Origin of the sequence: Methanobrevibacter sp. (genome assembly GCF_045112895.1) — an archaeon.
GTDB lineage: Archaea > Methanobacteriota > Methanobacteria > Methanobacteriales > Methanobacteriaceae > Methanocatella.
The window spans coordinates 26434-46855 of the sequence record NZ_JBGUIH010000022.1; the positions used below are offsets into that span (position 1 = coordinate 26434).

The following is a 20422-nucleotide window of genomic DNA, read 5'->3' on the forward strand; positions in this document are numbered from 1 at the left end:
TCGACCCATTGATTGTTTGACCAACCGTCCCATATTCTCAACTTTCATAGGTTTGCAATTATTTTGATAAATTAAAAAAAAAGATAATATTTTTAAAATAATGGTCATTAAACAATATATTTTTAAAAAAAATTCTGAAGTGTATTTAGAATTATGCAAAAAAGTATTATTAATATTTAAATACCTTTGATTACAAAATATTTTACATCAAATCATAGGATTATGATTAGAGAAGGTGAAATAAATGGGTAAACTAGATGGAAAAGTAGCAATCGTTACCGGATCAACCTCCGGTATGGGCCGTTCTACAGCTAAATTATTTGCTGAAGAAGGCGCTAAAGTTGTTGTAACTGGAAGAAACGAAGAAAGAGCAAACGCCGTAGTGGATGACATTAAAGCAGCTGGTGGAGAAGCATTTGCAGTTATTGCTGATATGGCTGATGTTGACGACATTAAAAAAATCTTTGATGAAACCATTGAAAAATATGGAACTGTCGACATTCTATTCAACAATGCAGGACTTTTAAGCGTAACTCCTCTTTTGGAAATCACCAAAGAGGAATGGGACAAAGTATTTGCCGTTGACGTATACGCTCCATTATACTTAACACAATTAGTAGCTCCAGTAATGAAAGAAAAAGGAAAAGGTGTTGTAATTAACACCTGTTCAGTAGCATCCTACGCTGCACACTTCGGATTTGTAGGTTACATCTCATCCAAACACGCTATTGCAGGCCTTACCAAATCCATTGCATTCGAACTTGGTCCTGAAATAAGATGTAACGGTATTGCTCCTGGTGCTATCCACACCGCTATGGTAGATAGTATCGGAGGAGTAGAAGCATTGCAAATGATGATTGACGGAGCCCCTATGAAAAGAGTTGGTCAAGGAGAAGATATTGCTGCATTAGCATTATTCCTTGCTTCTGACGAATCTGAATTCTTAGATGGTCAAATCATCAGATGTGACGGCGGATTCGAGTGTTAAGTTTTTTAAGTAGTTGGATTTTTATCCACTACCACTATTTTTATTTTTTTATATTGGGCATCTTTAGTCTAATTTAATATAAAATTGAAATTTAAAATACTAATTAATTATATGGGCATTGCCATTGACTTCTACTATGTTTGACATAGGTAAATGCATTAATATATCTGTTATCAGCATCAAAAAAAGCCACAGATATACGAACAATTCGTATAAAACTTATAAAAAAGTTCCGATGCTTATCAATTTCCAGCACTAACACTCTGATAGGAATTTATTTTTTTGATGTTATAAAATTTTTGAAAGTTATCCCAAATCTTAAATCTAAAGGTAATTTTCAGTTATTTTAGTTGCAGATTCAACCATTTTTGGACAAAACTCTTTAAATAGATTATTATCCAATGCGTATTTAACACCTTCTTCAGTTCTAATGTCACAATTAAGTAAGTCTCTACAGATATATGATCCGTTTTCCTTTTCGAATTCATCTAAAAATTTTTCACATACCTCATTACTTTTAGCTTTGCTTTCACCATATTTAAGGCCTAAAGCCATTAGTGCACCTGTGCAAGCACCACAAACTTCACCTTTACGCATCCCGCTACCAAAACATGCACCGATTTTCAAGGCTTGTTCTTCTGAAAGACCTAAATCTTGTGAAAATGTTGCAAATACCGCTTGTGAACACACATATCCGTTTTCAAATAATTGAACTGCTTTTTCTATATTTTTCATATATATAATTTAATTATTTTGACTTATATAATAATCTGATGTTTATTAATTTCTACCCATAAAACTCCAATATGAACCTTATATAAAAAAATCCCATAAGAATACGAACATTTCGTATAAAACGTATGATATAGTTCGCAACCTTATTGATTTGAACTACTAAAACTCTAAAAAAAATTTATTTTGATTAATTATAAAATTTTTGAAAGTCGTTTTAAACCGTAAATTGGATTAAATAAATTATGATTAACATTATTAGCTAAATAAGACTAAATAAACATAGAAGTTTTAAAAATGTGATGTTGATGTTAAAAAAAAGAAATGTGTTAACATTAATGTTAACAGAATTTAAATTTCATAAACCTTTGGAGGTTCTCCGGAAAAGTCGGCGATGGTTGCTTTGCCTTCTTTAATGGTAAATACTTCAAATGTCGGATTGTCACCGGATTCATATAATGCCTTTACAAGATCATTAGCATCAATTACCTTTTGTTTGATTTCCAAATCATCAACGAATTCAACTTTTCCGGCAATTCTGATCCATTGGAATTCAGGAGTGGCTGCAGTCATTTCAAAGTTAGGGTTTGCATCCAATTCCCTATACATTGGCTTTTGGTTGCTGGTGCAGAAGTATGGTTTGTCATCTTCTGCAAAATAGAATAAGATAGGCCTTACCTTTGCGTTTCCGTCAAGTCCTGTAGTTGCGAGATATTGTTGTGGGTTTTCAGTTAAGAATTTAATTACATCTTCCATGGATATCACCTTTATTTATTAATACTAAACCTCTTTATTTTGTTTAGTATTAATTATAAATTGTTTTTATAAGTAATATAAGCTTTTTGTTACTTTAAAGTTACTAATAACTGATTAGAGTCTTTGGTTACTTTTTTGTAACTAAAATTTTATTAATAATCACCAATAGATAGATTCATATCCAAAATGGAAAGTGTGATATCATGGCTAAATTCGAAAGCAATTACTGTCCGGTCAACGAAACCTTAAAAATCATCAGCGGAAAATGGCACATTCTAATCATCAGGGATTTGTTTTTCGGTAAAAAAAGATTCAAGGAATTCAAGGAAGACAAACCTGCTTTAAGCAATAAGGTTTTAACCGAATGCCTAAAGGATTTGGAATCAAATGGATTGATTTCAAAAACCAATTTGGACGACTCCAAAATAACTGAATATTCCCTGACTGAAGAAGGAGAAAGAATGAATAGAATTCTTTATGAACTGGCCATGTTCACTTTAGAAAAAGATGATACTGCAACAGATGACGAATCTGAAGAATTTGTAAAGATTTTTAAAGACACATTGGATATTGATTAACCATAAAATATTATTCGACTAGGAGAATTAGATGAATAGAGAACAACAACTTGATTTCTTAATTAATTATTTGATTGATGAGAGAAAGGAAGCTATTGAAATTCCACAAGACTACAAATCTAAAAGAGATTTGCTTCGATCCCTAATGAATGTAAGAATGCCCTTAAAAATTTCAGACGAATTTCTAAAAGTTCAGGATGATTTCCTAACTGCCGAAACATTAGGTAAGGATTTAACTTCAGTTGAGGACATAAAGGATGTTACCGGCAAAATCATGCTTTGGCAGGGCGATATTGTAACCTTGAAAGTTGACGGGATTGTCAATGCGGCAAATTCAAAATTATTGGGTTGCTTTATCCCTCTGCACAATTGCATTGACAACATGATTCACTCAGCAGCAGGAGTGCAGCTTAGAGATGAATGCAACAGCATTATGCAACTGCAGGGACATGATGAAGAAACAGGCAAAGCCAAAATCACAAACGCTTATAATCTGCCTTCAAAATACGTGATTCATACGGTTGGCCCTGCAATTCCCCAAGAATCAAAGCCATCAAAAAGAGATTGTGAAGCATTAGAGAATTGCTATAGGTCCTGTTTGGAAATTGCAAGTGAAAATAATCTCGAATCATTGGCCTTCTGCGCCATTTCAACAGGAGTATTTAATTTTCCACGGGAACTGGCGGCAGAAATTGCCATCAATACGGTTAGGGAGTATTTGGACTCAAATGAAACCAGCTTAAAGTATGTGATTTTTGACGTATTTTCAGATGACAGCTATACAACATATAAGAATTTATTATTTTAGGAGAAAAACATGGAACATTTTGTAAAAAGATTAGACAAGGCATACGATGCCATTAATCATTCAGATTATATTCTTGTTGGTGCAGGTGCCGGATTTTCTGCAGCTGCAGGCATTGAATATTCAGGTAAACGTTTTGAAGACAACTTTAAGGACTTCATTGAAAAATACGGCTTGACTGACATGTATTCTTCCGGATTTTATCCATTCAAAACTTCCGAGGAAAAATGGGCCTACTGGTCCCGTCATATTTTCATGAACAGATATTCCGTTGGCAAAACCGAATTATATGAACAATTATTTGATCTGGTTAAAGATAAGGATTATTTCATCCTGACAACCAATGTGGAACATCAATTTTGGATAAATGGCTTTGAAGATAATAGAATCTTTGCAACACAGGGAGACTATGGCCTTTTCCAATGCAGTGAACCCTGCCATAAAAAATTATATTCAAATAAGGATTTTGTCTTTAAGGCTATTGAAAACATTAACGATTGCAGAATCCCAACTGATTTAATACCAAAGTGTCCGGTCTGTGGAAAGGAAATGGCTTTAAATCTAAGAGTCGACAATACATTTGTTGAAGATGAGAAATGGATGGAAATGTACAATAATTATTCCAAGTATTTGGAACATGTCGATGAAGACAAAAACATCGTATTTGTAGAGTTGGGCGTTGGATTTAACACACCTTCGATAATAAGATATCCATTTGAACAGATGACATATGAAAACCCGAACACCACATTAATTAGGTTAAATAGAAGCTCATCACAAGCAATACCTGAAAATAAAGATAAGACCATTTGTTTTGATGAAAAAATTTCAGAAATATTTGCATATTGGCTTTCAAGGATTTGAATTATCAATTGTTTTGGAGCACATAATCTTGAATTAACACTAAAAAATACGAACATTTCGTATAAAACTTATAAAAAAGTTCCGATGCTTATCAATTCCCAACGCTAAAACTCTGATACAAAGTTTATTTTTTTATTATTATAAAATTTTGGAAACCATTCCTATGAATCCATTCCATCCAATAATAGTATATCATTAATTTCATGATTATGTTTCCCATTTGCTCATATGCCATTTACCGTTTATTTTTTCCATTGACTGTGCCGAATCCAATGTCCATCTGCCTTTAATCTCATATACTTTTGCATCAAGAGTCACATCCGCCTTTAAAATAGCCTTTGTACCCTCCTGTATTGTAATTTTAGGATTGTCGATTATGGATTCATAATAATTGAGTGTTCCGTCCATTATTTCGTCAATGTATTCCTGTTTGGTTTGTGTTTTGCCTGACATGTGGGTTAAGGTATAGTTGTCATCGATGATTTCATTAAGCTTTGCTGAGTCCTTTTCAATCATTGCCTTTTGAAATTCAATGAACCTTTCAAGGACTTCTTCCTCTTCGGCTGTCAAGTCTTTTTTATTAACTACAGTTACAGTCATTTAAATCCTTCTTATTCTGGAAATCTGTCTTTATCAAGTGTCTTTACGACTTTTGCCGGTGCGCCTACGACTACTGCATAATCCGGAACGTCTTTTGTAACGATTGCACCTGCACCGACGATTGCATATTTTCCAACGGTGACCCCTGCCAGTATTGTTACACCTGCACCAAGCCATGCCCCCCTTTTGATGAGGATTTCTTCGCAGGTTAGGATTTGCCTTTCGTATTCGTCATGGTTATTGGATAATAATTGAACGTTTCCTGCAAGCATTACATCATCTTCGATTGTTATTCCCCCTCTTGCCATTGCAAGGCAGTTGCTGTTGATGAATACATTGTTTCCGAGTTTCATTTTATCGAATGCCGCACCTGCAAAGGGTGTTGTTATTGTGCTGTTTTCACCAATGTTGCCTTCCAATAATTCATTGAGTAGTTCAGCATATTCCTCGGTCATCGGTTCTGTGTGGTTGAATTTAAACAATAGTTTTGATTGCTCTATTGATTTCATCAATTCTTCCTGTGAAATTTTATCCAAATCTATTCTTTCCATCTTTTCATCTCCTTATTTGTTTGGTTGCGGTAATGGTATTCCTTCCTTTAGGCTCAATTCTTTAATTTTTAAAAACCATGCCATGTTTCTTGCAAGTGTTGTCATGGTTCTTAGTCCTTCAAGATCCCTTTTTGCCTCTTCGGCAGTTTGGCCGTAAATCGCGTTCCAGTAGTTTGAACTTATTATAGGCATCTCACCCCAGGTAAAGAATCTGTTTATAGTATCTATTGCAGTCATTGTTCCAGCTCTTCTTGCGCTTGCAACGGCTGCTGCAGGCTTTAGGCGAAATATTCTTTTTCCTCCAAAAAATGAGGAGAAAAACACTCTTGTCATGAAGTTTGTCAATGTAGGGTTTACAGTGCCGTAGTATACCGGACCGCCGAATATGTATCCATCATACCTTTCTGCTTTTTGAACAAATTCGTTTACTTCGTCATCATAGACGCATTGTCCGAGTTCACTGCATTTTCTGCAGTCGATGCATCCTCTGATGTCCTTGTGGCCAACTCTATAAATGTCAGAATCTATATTTTCCTTTTTTAGAGTATCTTGAATTTGTTTCAATGCAACGTAAGTGCATCCTTCCTTATTGGGACTTCCATTTACCAATAATACTTTCATGGTGAACTCTCCTTAGTTTGTGAAATTATATTAATTATTATATTGTCAATTATTATTTAAAGTTAACTATTAACCATAGTTAACTATTTATATCAAGACCACTAAAATTATATTCAACAAAAGATTTGGTGGAGATGAAACCATGGACGACAAAAAAAGCATAATAATATATTTCAGCAGAGCAGACGAAAACTACTTCGGAGGCACTATAAAAAGCATTGATAAAGGCAATACTGAAATTGTAGCTGAATTCATTCAGGAATTGACTGGTGCAGATATTTTCAAAGTTGAACCTGCCGTTCCATATCCTGCAGATTACTATGAATGCATTGAGGAGGCAAAAGTAAGGACAGCAAACCATGACGCTCCGGTTAAGGAGGAAATTCCAGACATAACCGATTATGAAGTGATATATGTCGGTGCTCCAATCTACTGGGGAGGAATGCCTGAAGAGTTATTCCAAGCACTAAAAGGTCTGGATTTCAATGGAAAAATTATCAAACCATTCACAACCCATGAAGGATCAGGTTTATCCGGCGTTCCAAGACAGCTGAAAGAAATCTGTGAAGGTGCAGATATTCAAAATGGACTTGCAATAACCGGATCACAAGTGAACAGCTCAAAATCAACTGTAGAACAATGGATATAGGGGAGATGAAAATGAGCAATATTTTTGGAAAAGGAGAACCCAATGATGCATTTTCACAATATTTCATTGGAAACAGCTTTTTAAACCCTCTTACGGATTTTGAAAATGACCCAGTCTTCATTGCCAACGTTACATTCGAACCCGGATGCAGAAACAATTGGCACATACACCACGCATCAAAGGACGGAGGTCAAATTCTTTTATGCACAGATGGTGAAGGATGGTATCAGGAAGAAGGAAAAGAGGCCATAAGCTTAAATCCCGGAAGCGTAATTGTAATTCCCGCCAATGTCAAACACTGGCATGGAGCCAAAAAGGACTCATGGTTCAGCCACATTGCAGTTGAAGTTCCGGGAGAAAACACATCCAATGAATGGTGCGAACCGGTAACCGAAGAAGAATATGAAAAATTATAAGTGATATCATGCCCTTGAATGAAAAGCCCGAAAAAATATTCCTATACCATTACGTTGAAGAACTGATTTCAAGCTATGGTGATTATTACAATTCCAACTTGAAAGAAGAGGATTTCACCATAAAAGAATTGTCCGTTCTTTTAAGAATCAGAATCGATGACGTGACCACCCAACATGATTTGGTGAACGTGTTTAAGGTAAGCGGAGCCTACATTGCAAAAGTATTGAGAAAATTTGAAGATAATGGTTTAATCTTAAGAAAGGAAAATCCTGAAAACAGACGCCAAAAATTAGTAAAGCTAACTGATGACGGAGTCGAAAAGACAGACCAATTACTTGACATAATTGAAAATTGGGAACGTGAAGTCACATCCAACATTACGGATGAAGAACTTAAAACTCTTAAAAAAATATTGTTTAAAATATTATGGGGATGAAAATATGGAATTCAACCTGAATGAAGACAAGGAAGTAGTTGCACTGCTTGGTGCAGGAAGTATGGGAACAGCAATCATCAAAAGAATTAGTACAAATAGAATAATATTTCTAGGAGACATCAGCGAAGAGAACCTTGAGACAAGAGCCAAGGAGCTCAGATACAATGGATATATTGTCGAGACACAAATAGTTGATGCTATGGATTCGCAGTCAGTTGAAGAGTTTGCCAAAAAGGCCAGTGAACTTGGAAAAGTAAAATACTTCATTGACACTGCTGGAGCATCACCAAATCAGGCAAGCCCTGAACACATCATTAACTTGGATTTGGTGGCAACTTCAGTTGCAATCGACATTTTCGCCAAATACATTGCAAAAGGAGGCGCGGGACTGATTATATCAAGTCAAACCGGATACATGATGGATTTGCCTTCAGAAATAGAACAGCAAATTGCCCTAACTCCAACCGATGAGTTGAAAGACTTGGATTTCATCAAAAATGATGCAACAGTAAACTCCGGTGTTGCATATGTCGTTGCCAAAAGGGCAAACCACCTAAGGGTCAGAACAGCCGCTGCAACCACATGGGCAGATGCAGGAGCAAGAATAAACTCAATTTCACCAGGCATCATTGTAACCCCATTGGCATATGATGAGTTTGAAGCTGCAGGTGAAGGTTATCAGGAAATGATTAATTCATCAGCGGCAAAAAGGGTGGGAACATCTGAAGAAATCGCAAGGGCAGCAGAATTTCTGTTGAATGATGACTCATCATTCATAACAGGAATTGACTTGTTGGTTGACGGCGGAGTCATAGCCTCAATAGCCAGCGGAAGATACTCCTTAGAATTACAATAATGGTGATAATATGGAATACATTAAATTAAATGATGGTTTTAAAATTCCGGCAATCGGATTTGGAACATTCATGATTCCGGCAGACGGAAGCACATATGAAGCAGTCAAAACTGCACTTGATTTTGGAATAAGGCACATTGACACAGCTGTTGCATACTTCAACGAACAGGAAGTCGGACAGGCTGTAGCCGACAGTGATGTGGAACGTGAAGACGTTTGGATTACCTCCAAATTGTGGCTTCAGGATTACGCATATGAAGATGCCAAAAAGGCCATTGATTTATCTTTGGAGAAATTGGGAACCGATTATATGGACTTGTATCTGCTTCACCAGCCTTACGGAAAAGTTACAGAAGGATGGAAAGCGCTTGAGGAAGCAAAAGAGGAAGGTAAAATCAAATCAATTGGTGTAAGCAACATGACACCGACTCTATGGAACAAATGGGTTTCTCAGTTCGATTCAATGCCTTCAGTCAATCAGGTCGAATTCAATCCATATATCCAGCAAAAGGAGTTAAGTGAAATCTTAAAGCCTTTGGATGTTAAAATACAGGCTTGGGGACCATTAGGTCGAGGAAACGCAAATCTTTTAAATGAACCGGTGATTTCAGAAATTGCTGAAAAATACGGTAAAAATGCAGGCCAAGTTATTTTGAGATTTGAAAATCAGGAAGGAATTATCGTATTTCCAAAATCCACAAATCCCGAAAGAATCAAATCAAATATGGAAATATTTGACTTTGAGTTAACTGATGATGAAATGGATAAACTCCGTGCATTAGATACCGGTAAAGGTTCACACGATCCCGATGCACCTGGCGTTGGTGAAATGCTAATGAATGCCTTTGATGTGCATGCTAATGATTGAACTATTTTAGTTTAATCTCTTTTTTTAATTTTAATACATACGACTAGTTCATGAAAAACACATAAAAAAGTTCCGATGCTTATCGATTTTTTACTACTAAAACTCTTCATTTTATATAAAGAAACCCTCTATGAATACGAACATTTCGTATAAAACGTATAAAAAAGTTCTGATACTTATCGATTTTCAGCACTAAAACTCTGATACAAAATTTATTATTTGATAATTATAAAATTTTTGGAAACCGTTAAAACTAGAAAGGTATTCTTCTTATCTAACCATCTTAAAAAACATTAGTATTAATGGTAATGTTTATTGCTTAAATTAAAGAATCGAAGTTAGTGTTGATTTAAATGATTATCACCATATTCTTTAAATAGCTCCTTATCTCTAACATAGTCTAATCTTAAAAAATCAATGCCAAATATGTCAAGGATTTCTTCCCCTAAGTGTACATAAGTATCAGGATAATCATTCCCCCCACCAATACTTAAAACCTTATCATTTTCAAATATTAATTCTAAGTTCCATTCTCTTCCACCAAAACCTAAATGTTGATAAGGATGAATGTTAGTTTTTTCCCATTGTTCATTTAAACCCCATTTATAGACATTGTATTTTTCTAGTAATCTCAAAATTAAACAAATCTCCTTATTTGATAGTTTTTTATCAATGCAACCACGTATTATATTTTTATCAAAATCAATTACAAATCTAGGAGAATGATCTAACCATGACCCATCTCGATTAAAGAAACATAAAGTTTTAAGCTTTAATTTTTTAGATGTATTTTTATGATATATTCCATCCTTCTTAAAGTCATAACCAGATTGGGAGATAATATTCTCCAAATTTAAAACATCTAAATTTGTGATTTCTTTTAAAATATTATTTAATTCAGCCCAATGAATAGAATTGATATTGTACCATCCATCAGAAGTTTCTTTTATTGAAAAAAAACTATTGTCTCCAGATATTCCTTCAGATAAATTTTTATTATTGAAAAAATCAAATAATCTTTTAGAATCTTCATTTGATAAATTATATTCTTTATTAATTGAATTATTACAGAATTTATCATCATGCAAATAATTATTATAATCAAAAATATCTTCTAACATCATAAAATAAACCTTTTCTCCATAAAAAGGATTTCTTCTGTAATTATAGGGTTCACTTGATTCAATAGGAAAAATTTTATTATTATTTAAATCAATACAGAATTTCTGACGAAAATAACTATCTAAAAGAGTGATTGTTTGATAAATTGTTAGTTTATAATATTTCATTGAAATCAACAATTAATAGATATAACATGAAACTATTATATACTTTGGGAAAATTCCTATAATAACATTAACATCTAGCATTAGCTATTCAAAACTCGTGCATATATACGGATTTAAAATCAAATTTGAGTTCTGATATCCTAGTCGTTAATGTTAATATCTTCATTAAATAGAAAAATATGTTTGATTTGAGATAACAAACTTTTTAAAAAATTAAAATAAGAAAATGTATTAAGAATTAAATTTAATTCTACAAAACTTTTGACGATAAGCTGTCAGGAGTTGTTTTCATGACTAGTTATGTAACTAATCAAAAATTAACTGATCCAAATTTCGTGCCTAAAATTCTTCGAAAATAAGTTGAATATTACGATTGAAATATTCAAAAGTGGAAAGGGAGTGAAAAAATTACTAATTTACCTAAAATAAAAATAATTAATGAAAAGAAGATTTTTAAAAGAAAAAATGATGATGATTCAAAATTTAATTTAGACTATCTTGAAGATAGATTAAGTGAAAATAAAATTTCTAAAATTCAAAGTTTATCTGATTTAACAAAAATTAAAATTATTATCCATTCAATAACTAAAGAAATTGGAACAATGCAAGTAAGTATAGGTAATAATTCTTATCTTTTCCAAGACAATGGCGAAATTAAAATTAAAACATTCAATAATTTCATTGCTGTAAATAAATTTGAGACAAAATATGGTTTAATGATAACTGAAGATAGAGGTGAATGGGGAGGTTCACTATATAATGTTACTGAAAATGGTGCAGAAGAAGTAGCTTATGGAAATTTTCAACATGTCTTTGAATATAACAATAAAGTTTATGCAATTTCCAGTTTAAGTCATTTAACTAGCCATTGGTCTAGTTTACATGAAATAAGAAAATTTGATGATGAATTTGTAAAAATAACTATTTTCAGAACTGAAGACATGACTATTTCTGGAGGGTTTTGTGAAGAAAATTACTTGTATTTTTACTCGAATTCTTTTGATTATAATGGGTTGTATAGGTTTAATTTAGATAATAATGAATTAGAACTTATTCACAAAGATTTATGTTGGATGATAAGTGTAAACAGCTTATTAAAAAAAGATAATTTTATTTATATTCATGGAAATTATAATCTGATTAAATATGATTTAAATTCCAAAGAAATGGAAATATTCACTACTTTGGAGGAGAATCAATTAAATACATTATATCTTGGGAGATTTAAATTAACCGAATTTTGGGATAGGTTATTTTTAGAGAAATAATATTTTGAGTTAAATTCTTAAATGTTGTTATATAAACAACTAGTTTTATTTAATTTTTGAATTAACATTAACACATACTAGTTCAATTGGAAATTGAATCCCAAAGACATCCTGAATTATAACACTTTTAAAAATCGTTGATTATTACTTATTTTATATAAATAAGATAATAAAAAAGATAATAAAGCTATATTGGAAGTTAACACTAATTTAATGTATTCTAAAGCGTTTTTTGATTTTGTACATTTGACTTTTTGTGTCGTGAATTCTTGTTGAAATGTTTACAGAAATTCCAAAAAACCCAAGGCTTTAGGACACAATTTTTTCTCAAAAAAATGAACAGTTTAACAATTAAATCGAATAGAAATGTTTATATAGACATAATGATAAACTATAAAGTGGCCATTACCAACTGAAAGCAATTATACGAAGTGGGAGCAATTTTCACCCCCGCACAACTTTTTTTGGCAAGGCCTGAAAATCAAATTTAGAGAGGTAAAATATCAAGAAATCATTGAGAAAAAACAGATCATGAAAAAAAGGATTATATTATGAATAACGAGCTAAATATTATTTTTTAATATAATCCTAAGGTCAGTCGAGAAAAATAAGAATAGTTAAACATAGCCTCGAAACTTTGTTAAAAATTAATATTTTTCAAAACTTAACCCAATATCTAGTTTATTTTAAGAAATATATAAAGATTATTCAAAATATTCGGTAAATGATGGAAATATTAATTTGCTCCAATACTGTTTTTATTTTTCCAAAGGCCTCAACAAGAATGAGCTTTAGACTGTTGATAATATAACCCTAAATAATTGGGAAAAAATAGGAGAAAAATCATGTTAAAAAAAGAGATAGATGGAGTAACATATGTTTATGTGCCAAAGGAGATGTGGGACAGAATGTGGGAAATTTTAGACAGAATTGATGAGATAGTGAGTAAATATGACCAACATAGCTGAACTGCCCACAAAAGATACAATAAGACTTATCATCAACAAAAAGAATCCGGATAAGGTCACATATGTATTCAAAAACAGGTACGGCAATAAGATTGGAGAGCATATAAACAGATCTCCGGCCACATTATCGCCGCAGAGCAATGTCGCAAGGCAATGCAAACAGATCATGAATCGGAAAGGCAAAACGGATCCAAAAATGCTCAACAACCAGTTCGAAGAAGTGAAACAACTGCTGCAGCTCAACTATGAAAATGAGATATCAATTATCGAACAGGAAATAGCTGACAGAAAACAAGCTGAAAAAGAAAAGGATATCATCAAATCAAAGGAAGCTATCACTAAACTGCAGTCATTGGATTATCCATTGATTTATATCGGAAGCATTGTTGAATGGTTTACAGCAGGTGAGAGAAACAACATACTGTATGCGTTTACCGTATATGCAGGACAGGTTATCTTAAAAAATCCTGTTTCAGTGATATGTTTGGGTGAGGCAAGCAGCGGCAAATCCCATATTCAGGAAACAGCATTAAGACTGATTCCAGAAAAATTCATTGTCAATGAAAAGAAAATCACAGAAGCTGCACTGTTCAACCGTGCAAAAAAGGACAGGTATTTCTATGACGGCAAGATTGTCAATTATGGTGATATGGGTGGTGCCAATGACCATGAGTTCATGGAAGAATCCAAAAACCTCATGAAGGAACTGCAGTCAGACGGATTTCTAAACAAGCCATTAAATATTCCGGATGGTGAAGGTGGATGGGAAGTAAAAGACCTGAAATTGGAGGGTCGGCCTTGCCTGACATACACTACTGTACCTAACCACAATTTCGATGAACAGGAAATGAGCAGAAGCATATTCATCACACCAAGAATGGACAACAAGGAAATATTCAACCGCAGAAATAGGCTACTGGAATTCAAACATGGCAGGAGCTACAACACTTTAAAGAAATATGAAAAGGAAGCAGAACTAGTGCCTTATATGTTATTGCATCTAAAGGAAGTCTTTGAAGATATTGCAATAATAAATCCATATGTCTACTTCGTCATTGACTTTTTAAAGAACTCAGCTTTCTATAAAAGGGATTTTGACAAGTTCAATGGAATATTGAAAACAATAACTGCCTTGAATTACTATAACCATGAAGTCCATGATGTTGACGGCAAAAAGGTAATTCTAACCAATATTGCAGACGTGCAGCAGTTCATGAGCCTGCTGAATCCATACAAGGAAAGTATATCTGCAAATCTTGCCCCAAAGGCTGTTGATGTATTAAACGACATCAGAAACAATATCGATGAATGGAAGATGCAAAAGGAGAGGGTGATGCCCGGCATGGGAATTACAACCAGCGAATACTTCCAACTTCAAAATCTTGAATTAAGCTTAGATTCCGTTAGGAAATACATGTATGAACTGAAAAATCAAGGATTTCTGCAGATAACTGAACGTTTCAGCAACTTCAATATATATGACTTGGCAAAAAGTGAAATTGCACATATCAGCTACAATCTAAAGCACATAGACGATTCTGTATATGAGGATATCAGATATGAAATCGGCGAATGGGTAGTAGAGCTTATGAATGAAGATAGGTTTGTCGAAGGCTTAAGCGTTATGAACTTTGATAGTGAGGTGGAAAAACCAGTTTGGGTAAAAACCATAAAGACTAAAAAGACTTTTAGAAAAGTCTTTGAAAGGCCCTCATTGGAAAACGATTGAGAATTCATCTTCAGTTAATTGAAGCATTATCCGATGTTTTTCTATGGGTTTGTAAATGTGGAAAACTAAAAAAGACCATGATTTTCAAGATAAGTGAGGGGGACTTTTAAAGTTCCTCCCACATACTTTCGAAAGTGCAGTCTTTTTAAAAATATGTTTGATTGAAAAGGCATGAGAACTGTTATTTTCATTGTTAAAGATTTTTGAAGAGTTTTTTAAAAAGACCATTGAAAAAGTCTTTGGGGTCTTTTTGGTCTTTTTTAAATTAGTGAAGTGATTTAATGAAGTCAATAAGACAACAGATAATCGAAGCCAAAAAGGAAAAAACACAAAGGGAAGAGGAATTGTGGTTTGTTGATTACTGCAACAACTGCAAAACTGGATTGGCTTTTAAAAATGATGTACCATGCCATCATCCATATTACTGCTGGCATGAAGGAGAACCAGCTATTGTTCAATCAGATATTGTCAGAATTGATGAGTTTCGAAGATTGCATGGACACATCACGGCACAGATGTATGTTGAATATAAGCAATTGAGAAAAAGGCAACGCCAATTGGTTTGGAAAGGCAGAAGAAAATTGTTGAGAGGTTGATATTTACATCAAGTCTTAACTTGTTTTTTAGCTATCGTTTCATTTGGATAGCAGTGATTTTTATAAAAAAGTTGAATGCCCATTTTTTCGTAAACCCTGGTCTATTCCTCCCATATAGGAAAAATTCGATTTGGTAAAATATCTGTAGAACCTTTTCTACTTATATAAACCTTGATTTAATGGTATATTCAAGTTTAAATAATAAATATTCATGTATTTAATTAATTAACAGTTTAAACTCAAAAATTTTTATTGAACCAACTTTAAATTCACTATATTGAATATCTGACTTGTAACATGCAGCCAATATTGATATTGCTGTTTTAAATGTTTTATTAATAATATGTAGAATGTGAAACATGAATCAGATTTCTTATGAATGTACCCTCAAATTCTTCAGTTGCATCACGATTATGAAGCAAATAATGAGAATTTTCAAAAAGTAGCTATTAGAAATCAAGTGGAAATCTGACTCATCAAATAGATAATTTTCAACACTACCTCATAGCTACCCTCAGTTCCGATTGTGAAACATGATATGCTGTGTATCCATAGACATTAATTAACGTATAGATCACTCCAAATTATCTCTTTATATTTTTTATTACCCATTTCGCTACCTTATACCTTTTCTGCCTGATCTTCATACAATAAATCTAATAAGTAATTTTTCAATTCATTCCTTAATTGGGAATTAGAATTGATTTTGCTAAAGAACTGTTTATTATTTTTACGTACAGACATGAGTTCATCATTAAAGTAATCATCAAATACAGCTCTTAAATTTTCTTTCTTATTCTTTTGTGCTTTAATATTCAATTCTTCATTACCCCTAATTCCATCGGCTAATTGTTTTAATATTAGCTTGTCAGATTCTTGGAAATCTGTTTTAAACATTTCATTTAATTTATCAAGAATTATGGATAATTTTTCTTCCTCATCAGGTTTGTATTGTACATCAATGCTTATGATTGGATCTAATCCGCCCTCACCGTCATCTAATGTTATCTTTGTACCTTCATCACGGGTATCAATTTTATATGAATCCATATCCACATCTTCTAAAACATTGTATGGAAGAGGCTCATTTATAGTAGGTAACTTCTTGGACAGGAATTTAAGATATATGAAAAGTTTTTCAAGTCTTAAATCACTAAATGGAAGCAATTGTGACATGAAAGAATAAACACTTTGATATTTGCGTATTTTCTTTTTAAACTGAACTTTATATTCTTTATCCAGTTTCTCAAATTTCTGTATTGGACTATCCAACAAATTATGCAATGTTGCTTGAGGCACTCCATCGTGATATGACCTGTAGAATTCATTAACTTGATCTTCATAAAACAAATCAAAATCATAAATGTTTTCCATCAAATCATAAAGTTTATGGTAATCAGTCTTACCTGTCAAATATGTTTCAGTATAATAAGGTTCAAATGCTTCTCTGATTTCTTCTTTTTTATTTACGAAATCAATGATGAGAGTGCTGGTTTTATTTGGTGCAATACGATTAACTCGACTTAATGTCTGCACAGCAGCGACACCACTTAACTTTTTATCAATATACATTGTATGTAATAAAGGTTCATCAAAACCAGTCTGAAACTTATTGGCAACAATTAAAATCTTGAATGCATCTTCTTTAAATGCCTCCTTAATTGATTTTTTACCTTCAATTTTATTCATATTGCTTTCAGTATACTCCAACCCATCAAGTTTAATAGTGCTGGTAAATGCTACAAGAGTTTTAATATTAAAATTGTTTTCTTTAATTTGCCTATCAAACTCCAGTTTATAAAGCACAGCTTCTTTCCTACTGCTAGTAACAAGCATTGCCTTAGCTTTATTGTCAATCTTTTTAATAGTGGAACTCATAAAATGATTAAGCATAATGGCTGTTTTTTTCTTAATGGAATGTGGATGTTGCTCAACATATTTCTTCAGAACCTTCATAGCTTTATCTTTACTATATGAATTATCTTCGTCAGCCGTTTGAACCAGTTTGAAGTAAGTTGGATAAGTAATGTAATATTCTAACACATCAAGAATAAAACCTTCCTTAATAGCTTGTTTCATACTGTACAAATGATGAGGCCTATATTCTTCAAATGTCTCATCCCATCTACCAAATTGTTCCAATGTTTTCTGCTTTGGAGTAGCTGTAAAAGCGAAGAAAGACAAATTAGGTGTCCTTCTTCTTTTTTCCATTTGCTCATAAAGATCAGCATCAGCATCATCCTCAACACCATAAGCAGAATCTGCATCCACTTCAGCACTTGTCAGACTTCTTCTCACATCACTGGCATAACTGCCGCTTTGAGAAGAATGTGCTTCATCAACAATAATTGCATATGTCCTATCTTCAACATCTGCAATTTCATCAACAATCCAGGAAAACTTATGTATTGTGGAAACAACAATATTAGTTCCAGATTTAATTGCTTCAGCCAATTGCTTAGAGCTATCTTCAATCTTTTGAACAAGATCCTTTTTCTTTTCAATAGCTTTAACTTGATCCTGTAATTGCTTATCAATAACTTTACGATCCGAAATAACAAAAATCATGTCGTAAACACGCTTATTATTTTCATCAAACTTATTGACAAGACCATGGGCCAACCAAGCAATAGTCTTGGTTTTACCAGAACCCGCACTATGCTGAACCAGATAATTATGGCCAGGTTGTGGATTATCTAATAAAGTATTAACACAATCCAACTGATGGAAACGTGGAAATATAGTTACTTTATCTGTTTTTTTCTTCTTACCTTTGGTTTCAATCTTTTCGTCAAAGATAAAATCATTAATCAGCCTTGATAATTGATTCTTTTGCAATATCTCAGTGTACAGATATGAAGTTTTATAATAACCATCAACAACAGGATTTGTAATGCCTTTATTAAAAGGTAAGAATCTAGTTTCTTCACCAGCTAACTTAGTAGTCATTTGAATATTTTCATCACTCATAGCAAAATGAACAAGACAATTCTTAAACAACTGCTCATTAGGGTCACGATCTTTCCTATACTGATCCATAGCTTTTTCCACACCTTGAGTAAAAGTATCCTTCAACTCAATAGTAGAAATAGGAATACCATTAATAAAAATAACCAAATCCAAACGATTACCATTATCTTTATCCTCATATTCAAGCTCCTTAACAACAGAAAAGATATTTTGACTATATTTTACCTCCAAATCAGGATTCAAACTAGTATTTGGCTTGGAATAAAACAAATCAAACTTCACCATCATCTCATTAATGCCTTCACGAAGAACACGAATAGTTCCACGCTCACGAATCTTATTGCATAAAGTTTTAATGAAAGTTGCTTCAGGATTAGCGTTATGATTAGCAAAAATCTCCCAAGCATCAGGTTGAGAAGTTTTAATAAACTTTAAAACCAATTCAACATCCAAAAAGGAATTCACATGATAATCCTTAGTAGATCTTACAACATAACCAGTACTTTCAAGATAATCAATAATGTCTTGCTGAAAAGCTTTTTCCTTTGTATCAGTAGTCATATCACTTCCTCCCTTACATCAATTTTACCAGTAACCACATGGTGAATCAAAGAAGTTTTATATTCTTCAAGAAGTTTGATATTTTCTTTGATTTTACTAACCGTTTGGTTTATTTTTGAAGTTTCTTTGTCTAAATAATTTACAATATCTTTTTGTTCTGAATCTGGTGCAATAGGTATTGGAAATATGCCTAAATCATAAGCTGAAAGTTCCATAAATGTTGTTCCTCTACCTAATTTATTAAGTTCTTTTTCATTTATTGAAAATACATAATAAACAAATTTTGTATTAATGTCACGTTTAATAACTAATGATTTACATCCTTGGTTAGTGCACAAATCCACATTTGCAATTGCAACTGTACCTATAGGTGCCCTATTAGATACAATTATTGAACCCTTAGGAACTAAAGTAGTGCCACAAGAATTTAATCCCTTTTTGGTTATTTTTCGTGACGAATTGTTTATGTAAGTATCACTTGTTTTATAATCTGCAGGAGTAATCCAATCAATATTGCCATTCCAGTTTTCTTCATTATTTTTAGGTGTTGATCCATTATATATATAAAAATATTTTTTTATTTTATTTATTTTCCAATGCTCAGGTATTTCACCAATCCATTCAACACAAGACTCTTTCATAGGTACATCAGGATTCAAACCTTTAGTAACTACTTGATTGATTAAAGTAACACGTTTTTCCTCAAGTAATTGGATAAGTTCTTCATTTTTAACAATAGTCGCATCGATTCTAGCAGTTTGTTTATCCAAATAATCAACAATTTGTTGTTGATGTGTTAAATTAATAGGTATGATAAATTTAACTTTATCTGCAATGCTTTGACTTATTCCTCCTTGTGCTGATCCAGTTTCAGTTAATTTAATCTGTGTGAAACCTAAATTACTAAATATCAAATAATATAATAATTTTGGATTTAATAATTTATTACTTCTCAAGATAAATACATGTTCATTCACGACCATTTTTTGAGGTAAGTCATCTACAAATGCAGTTTTACCAATTGTTGCTCCATCTTTAACAAGTAAAGTATCATTTTTGCATATTTTTCCTTTACTCATTGAATTATAAAAATCTTCAGACACATACCTTTCATTTTTTAAATTCAGTGTGCCATTCCAATTAATATGTTCTCCACCAATACTGAATGCAAATGTTTCATTTTCAAAATCTTTTCGCTTACCTGATTCCAATGTATTTATTAGAAATTTTAATTTAAACATTCCCCAATCTTTTGGCATTTGTTTTAAAAAGGAATTATTTATTGTTTCATAAGTATCATATGTTTTGTAACTCATTTTG

21 protein-coding genes are annotated in these 20422 nt (G+C 32.7%); 13 read left to right on the forward strand and 8 right to left on the reverse strand.

Going from position 1 to position 20422, the window contains the following annotated elements; all coding sequences use genetic code 11:
* Nucleotides 1-244 precede the first annotated feature (244 nt).
* Nucleotides 245-988, forward strand: a complete 744-nt coding sequence (locus ACJMLD_RS04635; protein WP_405268446.1) for an SDR family NAD(P)-dependent oxidoreductase — start codon at nucleotides 245-247, stop codon at nucleotides 986-988.
* Between the two features lie 324 nt (nucleotides 989-1312).
* On the opposite strand, the gene ACJMLD_RS04640 is transcribed toward ACJMLD_RS04635, so the two are convergent.
* Both ACJMLD_RS04640 and ACJMLD_RS04645 read right to left on the reverse strand, forming a co-directional pair.
* The gene (locus ACJMLD_RS04640) at nucleotides 1313-1723 is read right to left on the reverse strand and encodes a C-GCAxxG-C-C family protein (RefSeq protein ID WP_405268449.1); all 411 of its coding nucleotides are present in this window, start codon (nucleotides 1721-1723) and stop codon (nucleotides 1313-1315) included.
* 348 nt (nucleotides 1724-2071) lie between these two features.
* Nucleotides 2072-2476 (reverse strand): pyridoxamine 5'-phosphate oxidase family protein, encoded by a 405-nt coding sequence (locus tag ACJMLD_RS04645; protein WP_067039762.1) that lies wholly within the window; start codon nucleotides 2474-2476, stop codon nucleotides 2072-2074.
* Nucleotides 2477-2679: 203 nt separating this feature from the next.
* On the opposite strand from ACJMLD_RS04645, the gene ACJMLD_RS04650 reads away from it, so the two are divergent.
* Genes ACJMLD_RS04650 through ACJMLD_RS04660 form a run of 3 tightly spaced genes read left to right on the forward strand, consistent with a single transcriptional unit; the run spans nucleotide 2680 to nucleotide 4723 of the window.
* Entirely contained in the window at nucleotides 2680-3054 is a 375-nt protein-coding gene (locus ACJMLD_RS04650; protein ID WP_405268452.1) for a winged helix-turn-helix transcriptional regulator, read from the forward strand.
* Between the two features lie 31 nt (nucleotides 3055-3085).
* The gene (locus ACJMLD_RS04655; protein ID WP_405268454.1) at nucleotides 3086-3862 is read left to right on the forward strand and encodes a protein-ADP-ribose hydrolase; all 777 of its coding nucleotides are present in this window, start codon (nucleotides 3086-3088) and stop codon (nucleotides 3860-3862) included.
* 9 nt (nucleotides 3863-3871) lie between these two features.
* Nucleotides 3872-4723, forward strand: coding sequence for a Sir2 silent information regulator family NAD-dependent deacetylase (locus ACJMLD_RS04660; protein WP_405268457.1), 852 nt, complete (start codon nucleotides 3872-3874; stop codon nucleotides 4721-4723).
* 207 nt (nucleotides 4724-4930) lie between these two features.
* On the opposite strand, the gene ACJMLD_RS04665 is transcribed toward ACJMLD_RS04660, so the two are convergent.
* Genes ACJMLD_RS04665 through ACJMLD_RS04675 form a run of 3 tightly spaced genes read right to left on the reverse strand, consistent with a single transcriptional unit; the run spans nucleotide 4931 to nucleotide 6495 of the window.
* Nucleotides 4931-5323, reverse strand: a complete 393-nt coding sequence (locus tag ACJMLD_RS04665) for a nuclear transport factor 2 family protein (protein ID WP_405268460.1) — start codon at nucleotides 5321-5323, stop codon at nucleotides 4931-4933.
* A gap of 11 nt (nucleotides 5324-5334) precedes the next feature.
* On the reverse strand, nucleotides 5335-5874 hold the full coding sequence (locus ACJMLD_RS04670) for an acyltransferase (protein WP_405268463.1): 540 nt from the start codon (nucleotides 5872-5874) through the stop codon (nucleotides 5335-5337).
* A 12-nt stretch (nucleotides 5875-5886) separates the two neighbouring features.
* Nucleotides 5887-6495, reverse strand: coding sequence for a flavodoxin family protein (locus ACJMLD_RS04675; RefSeq protein WP_405268466.1), 609 nt, complete (start codon nucleotides 6493-6495; stop codon nucleotides 5887-5889).
* Between the two features lie 142 nt (nucleotides 6496-6637).
* Here ACJMLD_RS04675 and ACJMLD_RS04680 point away from each other — a divergent pair, with 142 nt between their 5' ends.
* From ACJMLD_RS04680 to ACJMLD_RS04700, 5 genes are read left to right on the forward strand one after another with little or no spacing between them, the layout of a single operon-like run.
* On the forward strand, nucleotides 6638-7144 hold the full coding sequence (locus ACJMLD_RS04680; RefSeq protein ID WP_405268469.1) for a flavodoxin: 507 nt from the start codon (nucleotides 6638-6640) through the stop codon (nucleotides 7142-7144).
* Between the two features lie 11 nt (nucleotides 7145-7155).
* A complete protein-coding gene (locus ACJMLD_RS04685) occupies nucleotides 7156-7560 on the forward strand; it encodes a cupin domain-containing protein (RefSeq protein ID WP_405268472.1) in 405 nt (134 codons plus the stop codon).
* A gap of 8 nt (nucleotides 7561-7568) precedes the next feature.
* The gene (locus ACJMLD_RS04690) at nucleotides 7569-7997 is read left to right on the forward strand and encodes a MarR family winged helix-turn-helix transcriptional regulator (protein ID WP_405268474.1); all 429 of its coding nucleotides are present in this window, start codon (nucleotides 7569-7571) and stop codon (nucleotides 7995-7997) included.
* A gap of 4 nt (nucleotides 7998-8001) precedes the next feature.
* Nucleotides 8002-8853 (forward strand): SDR family oxidoreductase, encoded by an 852-nt coding sequence (locus ACJMLD_RS04695; RefSeq protein WP_405268477.1) that lies wholly within the window; start codon nucleotides 8002-8004, stop codon nucleotides 8851-8853.
* Nucleotides 8854-8863: 10 nt separating this feature from the next.
* Nucleotides 8864-9721 carry an aldo/keto reductase gene (locus ACJMLD_RS04700; RefSeq protein ID WP_405268480.1) on the forward strand — a complete coding sequence of 286 codons (858 nt, stop codon included), beginning with the start codon at nucleotides 8864-8866 and terminating at the stop codon, nucleotides 9719-9721.
* A gap of 338 nt (nucleotides 9722-10059) precedes the next feature.
* Here ACJMLD_RS04700 and ACJMLD_RS04705 read toward each other — a convergent pair whose 3' ends face one another.
* Nucleotides 10060-11010, reverse strand: coding sequence for a hypothetical protein (locus tag ACJMLD_RS04705; RefSeq protein ID WP_405268483.1), 951 nt, complete (start codon nucleotides 11008-11010; stop codon nucleotides 10060-10062).
* Nucleotides 11011-11612: 602 nt separating this feature from the next.
* Here ACJMLD_RS04705 and ACJMLD_RS04710 point away from each other — a divergent pair.
* From ACJMLD_RS04710 to ACJMLD_RS04725, 4 genes are all read left to right on the forward strand, one after another.
* Nucleotides 11613-12278 carry a hypothetical protein gene (locus ACJMLD_RS04710; protein ID WP_405268486.1) on the forward strand — a complete coding sequence of 222 codons (666 nt, stop codon included), beginning with the start codon at nucleotides 11613-11615 and terminating at the stop codon, nucleotides 12276-12278.
* Between the two features lie 845 nt (nucleotides 12279-13123).
* Nucleotides 13124-13246: a hypothetical protein gene (locus ACJMLD_RS04715; protein ID WP_405268489.1), complete on the forward strand. Its 123-nt coding sequence runs from the start codon at nucleotides 13124-13126 to the stop codon at nucleotides 13244-13246.
* Entirely contained in the window at nucleotides 13230-14975 is a 1746-nt protein-coding gene (locus ACJMLD_RS04720) for a hypothetical protein (RefSeq protein WP_405268492.1), read from the forward strand. Before ACJMLD_RS04715 ends, ACJMLD_RS04720 begins: the two co-directional genes overlap by 17 nt.
* Before the next feature lie 281 nt (nucleotides 14976-15256).
* On the forward strand, nucleotides 15257-15571 hold the full coding sequence (locus tag ACJMLD_RS04725; RefSeq protein WP_405268495.1) for a hypothetical protein: 315 nt from the start codon (nucleotides 15257-15259) through the stop codon (nucleotides 15569-15571).
* Between the two features lie 621 nt (nucleotides 15572-16192).
* Here the strand turns inward: ACJMLD_RS04725 and ACJMLD_RS04730 are convergent.
* Both ACJMLD_RS04730 and ACJMLD_RS04735 read right to left on the reverse strand, forming a co-directional pair.
* Nucleotides 16193-19102, reverse strand: a complete 2910-nt coding sequence (locus ACJMLD_RS04730) for a type I restriction endonuclease subunit R (protein WP_405268497.1) — start codon at nucleotides 19100-19102, stop codon at nucleotides 16193-16195.
* Entirely contained in the window at nucleotides 19099-20418 is a 1320-nt protein-coding gene (locus ACJMLD_RS04735) for a restriction endonuclease subunit S (RefSeq protein WP_405268500.1), read from the reverse strand. Before ACJMLD_RS04735 ends, ACJMLD_RS04730 begins: the two co-directional genes overlap by 4 nt.
* Nucleotides 20419-20422: the final 4 nt, after the last annotated feature.

What these genes read in the sequence shown, in the direction of transcription:
- ACJMLD_RS04635 (WP_405268446.1), top strand. Translation starts at nt 245, where the DNA reads ATGGGTAAACTAGATGGAAAAGTAGCAATCGTTACCGGATCAACCTCC.
- ACJMLD_RS04640 (WP_405268449.1), bottom strand. Translation starts at nt 1,723, where the DNA reads ATGAAAAATATAGAAAAAGCAGTTCAATTATTTGAAAACGGATATGTG.
- ACJMLD_RS04645 (WP_067039762.1), bottom strand. Translation starts at nt 2,476, where the DNA reads ATGGAAGATGTAATTAAATTCTTAACTGAAAACCCACAACAATATCTC.
- ACJMLD_RS04650 (WP_405268452.1), top strand. Translation starts at nt 2,680, where the DNA reads ATGGCTAAATTCGAAAGCAATTACTGTCCGGTCAACGAAACCTTAAAA.
- ACJMLD_RS04655 (WP_405268454.1), top strand. Translation starts at nt 3,086, where the DNA reads ATGAATAGAGAACAACAACTTGATTTCTTAATTAATTATTTGATTGAT.
- ACJMLD_RS04660 (WP_405268457.1), top strand. Translation starts at nt 3,872, where the DNA reads ATGGAACATTTTGTAAAAAGATTAGACAAGGCATACGATGCCATTAAT.
- ACJMLD_RS04665 (WP_405268460.1), bottom strand. Translation starts at nt 5,323, where the DNA reads ATGACTGTAACTGTAGTTAATAAAAAAGACTTGACAGCCGAAGAGGAA.
- ACJMLD_RS04670 (WP_405268463.1), bottom strand. Translation starts at nt 5,874, where the DNA reads ATGGAAAGAATAGATTTGGATAAAATTTCACAGGAAGAATTGATGAAA.
- ACJMLD_RS04675 (WP_405268466.1), bottom strand. Translation starts at nt 6,495, where the DNA reads ATGAAAGTATTATTGGTAAATGGAAGTCCCAATAAGGAAGGATGCACT.
- ACJMLD_RS04680 (WP_405268469.1), top strand. Translation starts at nt 6,638, where the DNA reads ATGGACGACAAAAAAAGCATAATAATATATTTCAGCAGAGCAGACGAA.
- ACJMLD_RS04685 (WP_405268472.1), top strand. Translation starts at nt 7,156, where the DNA reads ATGAGCAATATTTTTGGAAAAGGAGAACCCAATGATGCATTTTCACAA.
- ACJMLD_RS04690 (WP_405268474.1), top strand. Translation starts at nt 7,569, where the DNA reads ATGCCCTTGAATGAAAAGCCCGAAAAAATATTCCTATACCATTACGTT.
- ACJMLD_RS04695 (WP_405268477.1), top strand. Translation starts at nt 8,002, where the DNA reads ATGGAATTCAACCTGAATGAAGACAAGGAAGTAGTTGCACTGCTTGGT.
- ACJMLD_RS04700 (WP_405268480.1), top strand. Translation starts at nt 8,864, where the DNA reads ATGGAATACATTAAATTAAATGATGGTTTTAAAATTCCGGCAATCGGA.
- ACJMLD_RS04705 (WP_405268483.1), bottom strand. Translation starts at nt 11,010, where the DNA reads ATGAAATATTATAAACTAACAATTTATCAAACAATCACTCTTTTAGAT.
- ACJMLD_RS04710 (WP_405268486.1), top strand. Translation starts at nt 11,613, where the DNA reads ATGCAAGTAAGTATAGGTAATAATTCTTATCTTTTCCAAGACAATGGC.
- ACJMLD_RS04715 (WP_405268489.1), top strand. Translation starts at nt 13,124, where the DNA reads ATGTTAAAAAAAGAGATAGATGGAGTAACATATGTTTATGTGCCAAAG.
- ACJMLD_RS04720 (WP_405268492.1), top strand. Translation starts at nt 13,230, where the DNA reads ATGACCAACATAGCTGAACTGCCCACAAAAGATACAATAAGACTTATC.
- ACJMLD_RS04725 (WP_405268495.1), top strand. Translation starts at nt 15,257, where the DNA reads ATGAAGTCAATAAGACAACAGATAATCGAAGCCAAAAAGGAAAAAACA.
- ACJMLD_RS04730 (WP_405268497.1), bottom strand. Translation starts at nt 19,102, where the DNA reads ATGACTACTGATACAAAGGAAAAAGCTTTTCAGCAAGACATTATTGAT.
- ACJMLD_RS04735 (WP_405268500.1), bottom strand. Translation starts at nt 20,418, where the DNA reads ATGAGTTACAAAACATATGATACTTATGAAACAATAAATAATTCCTTT.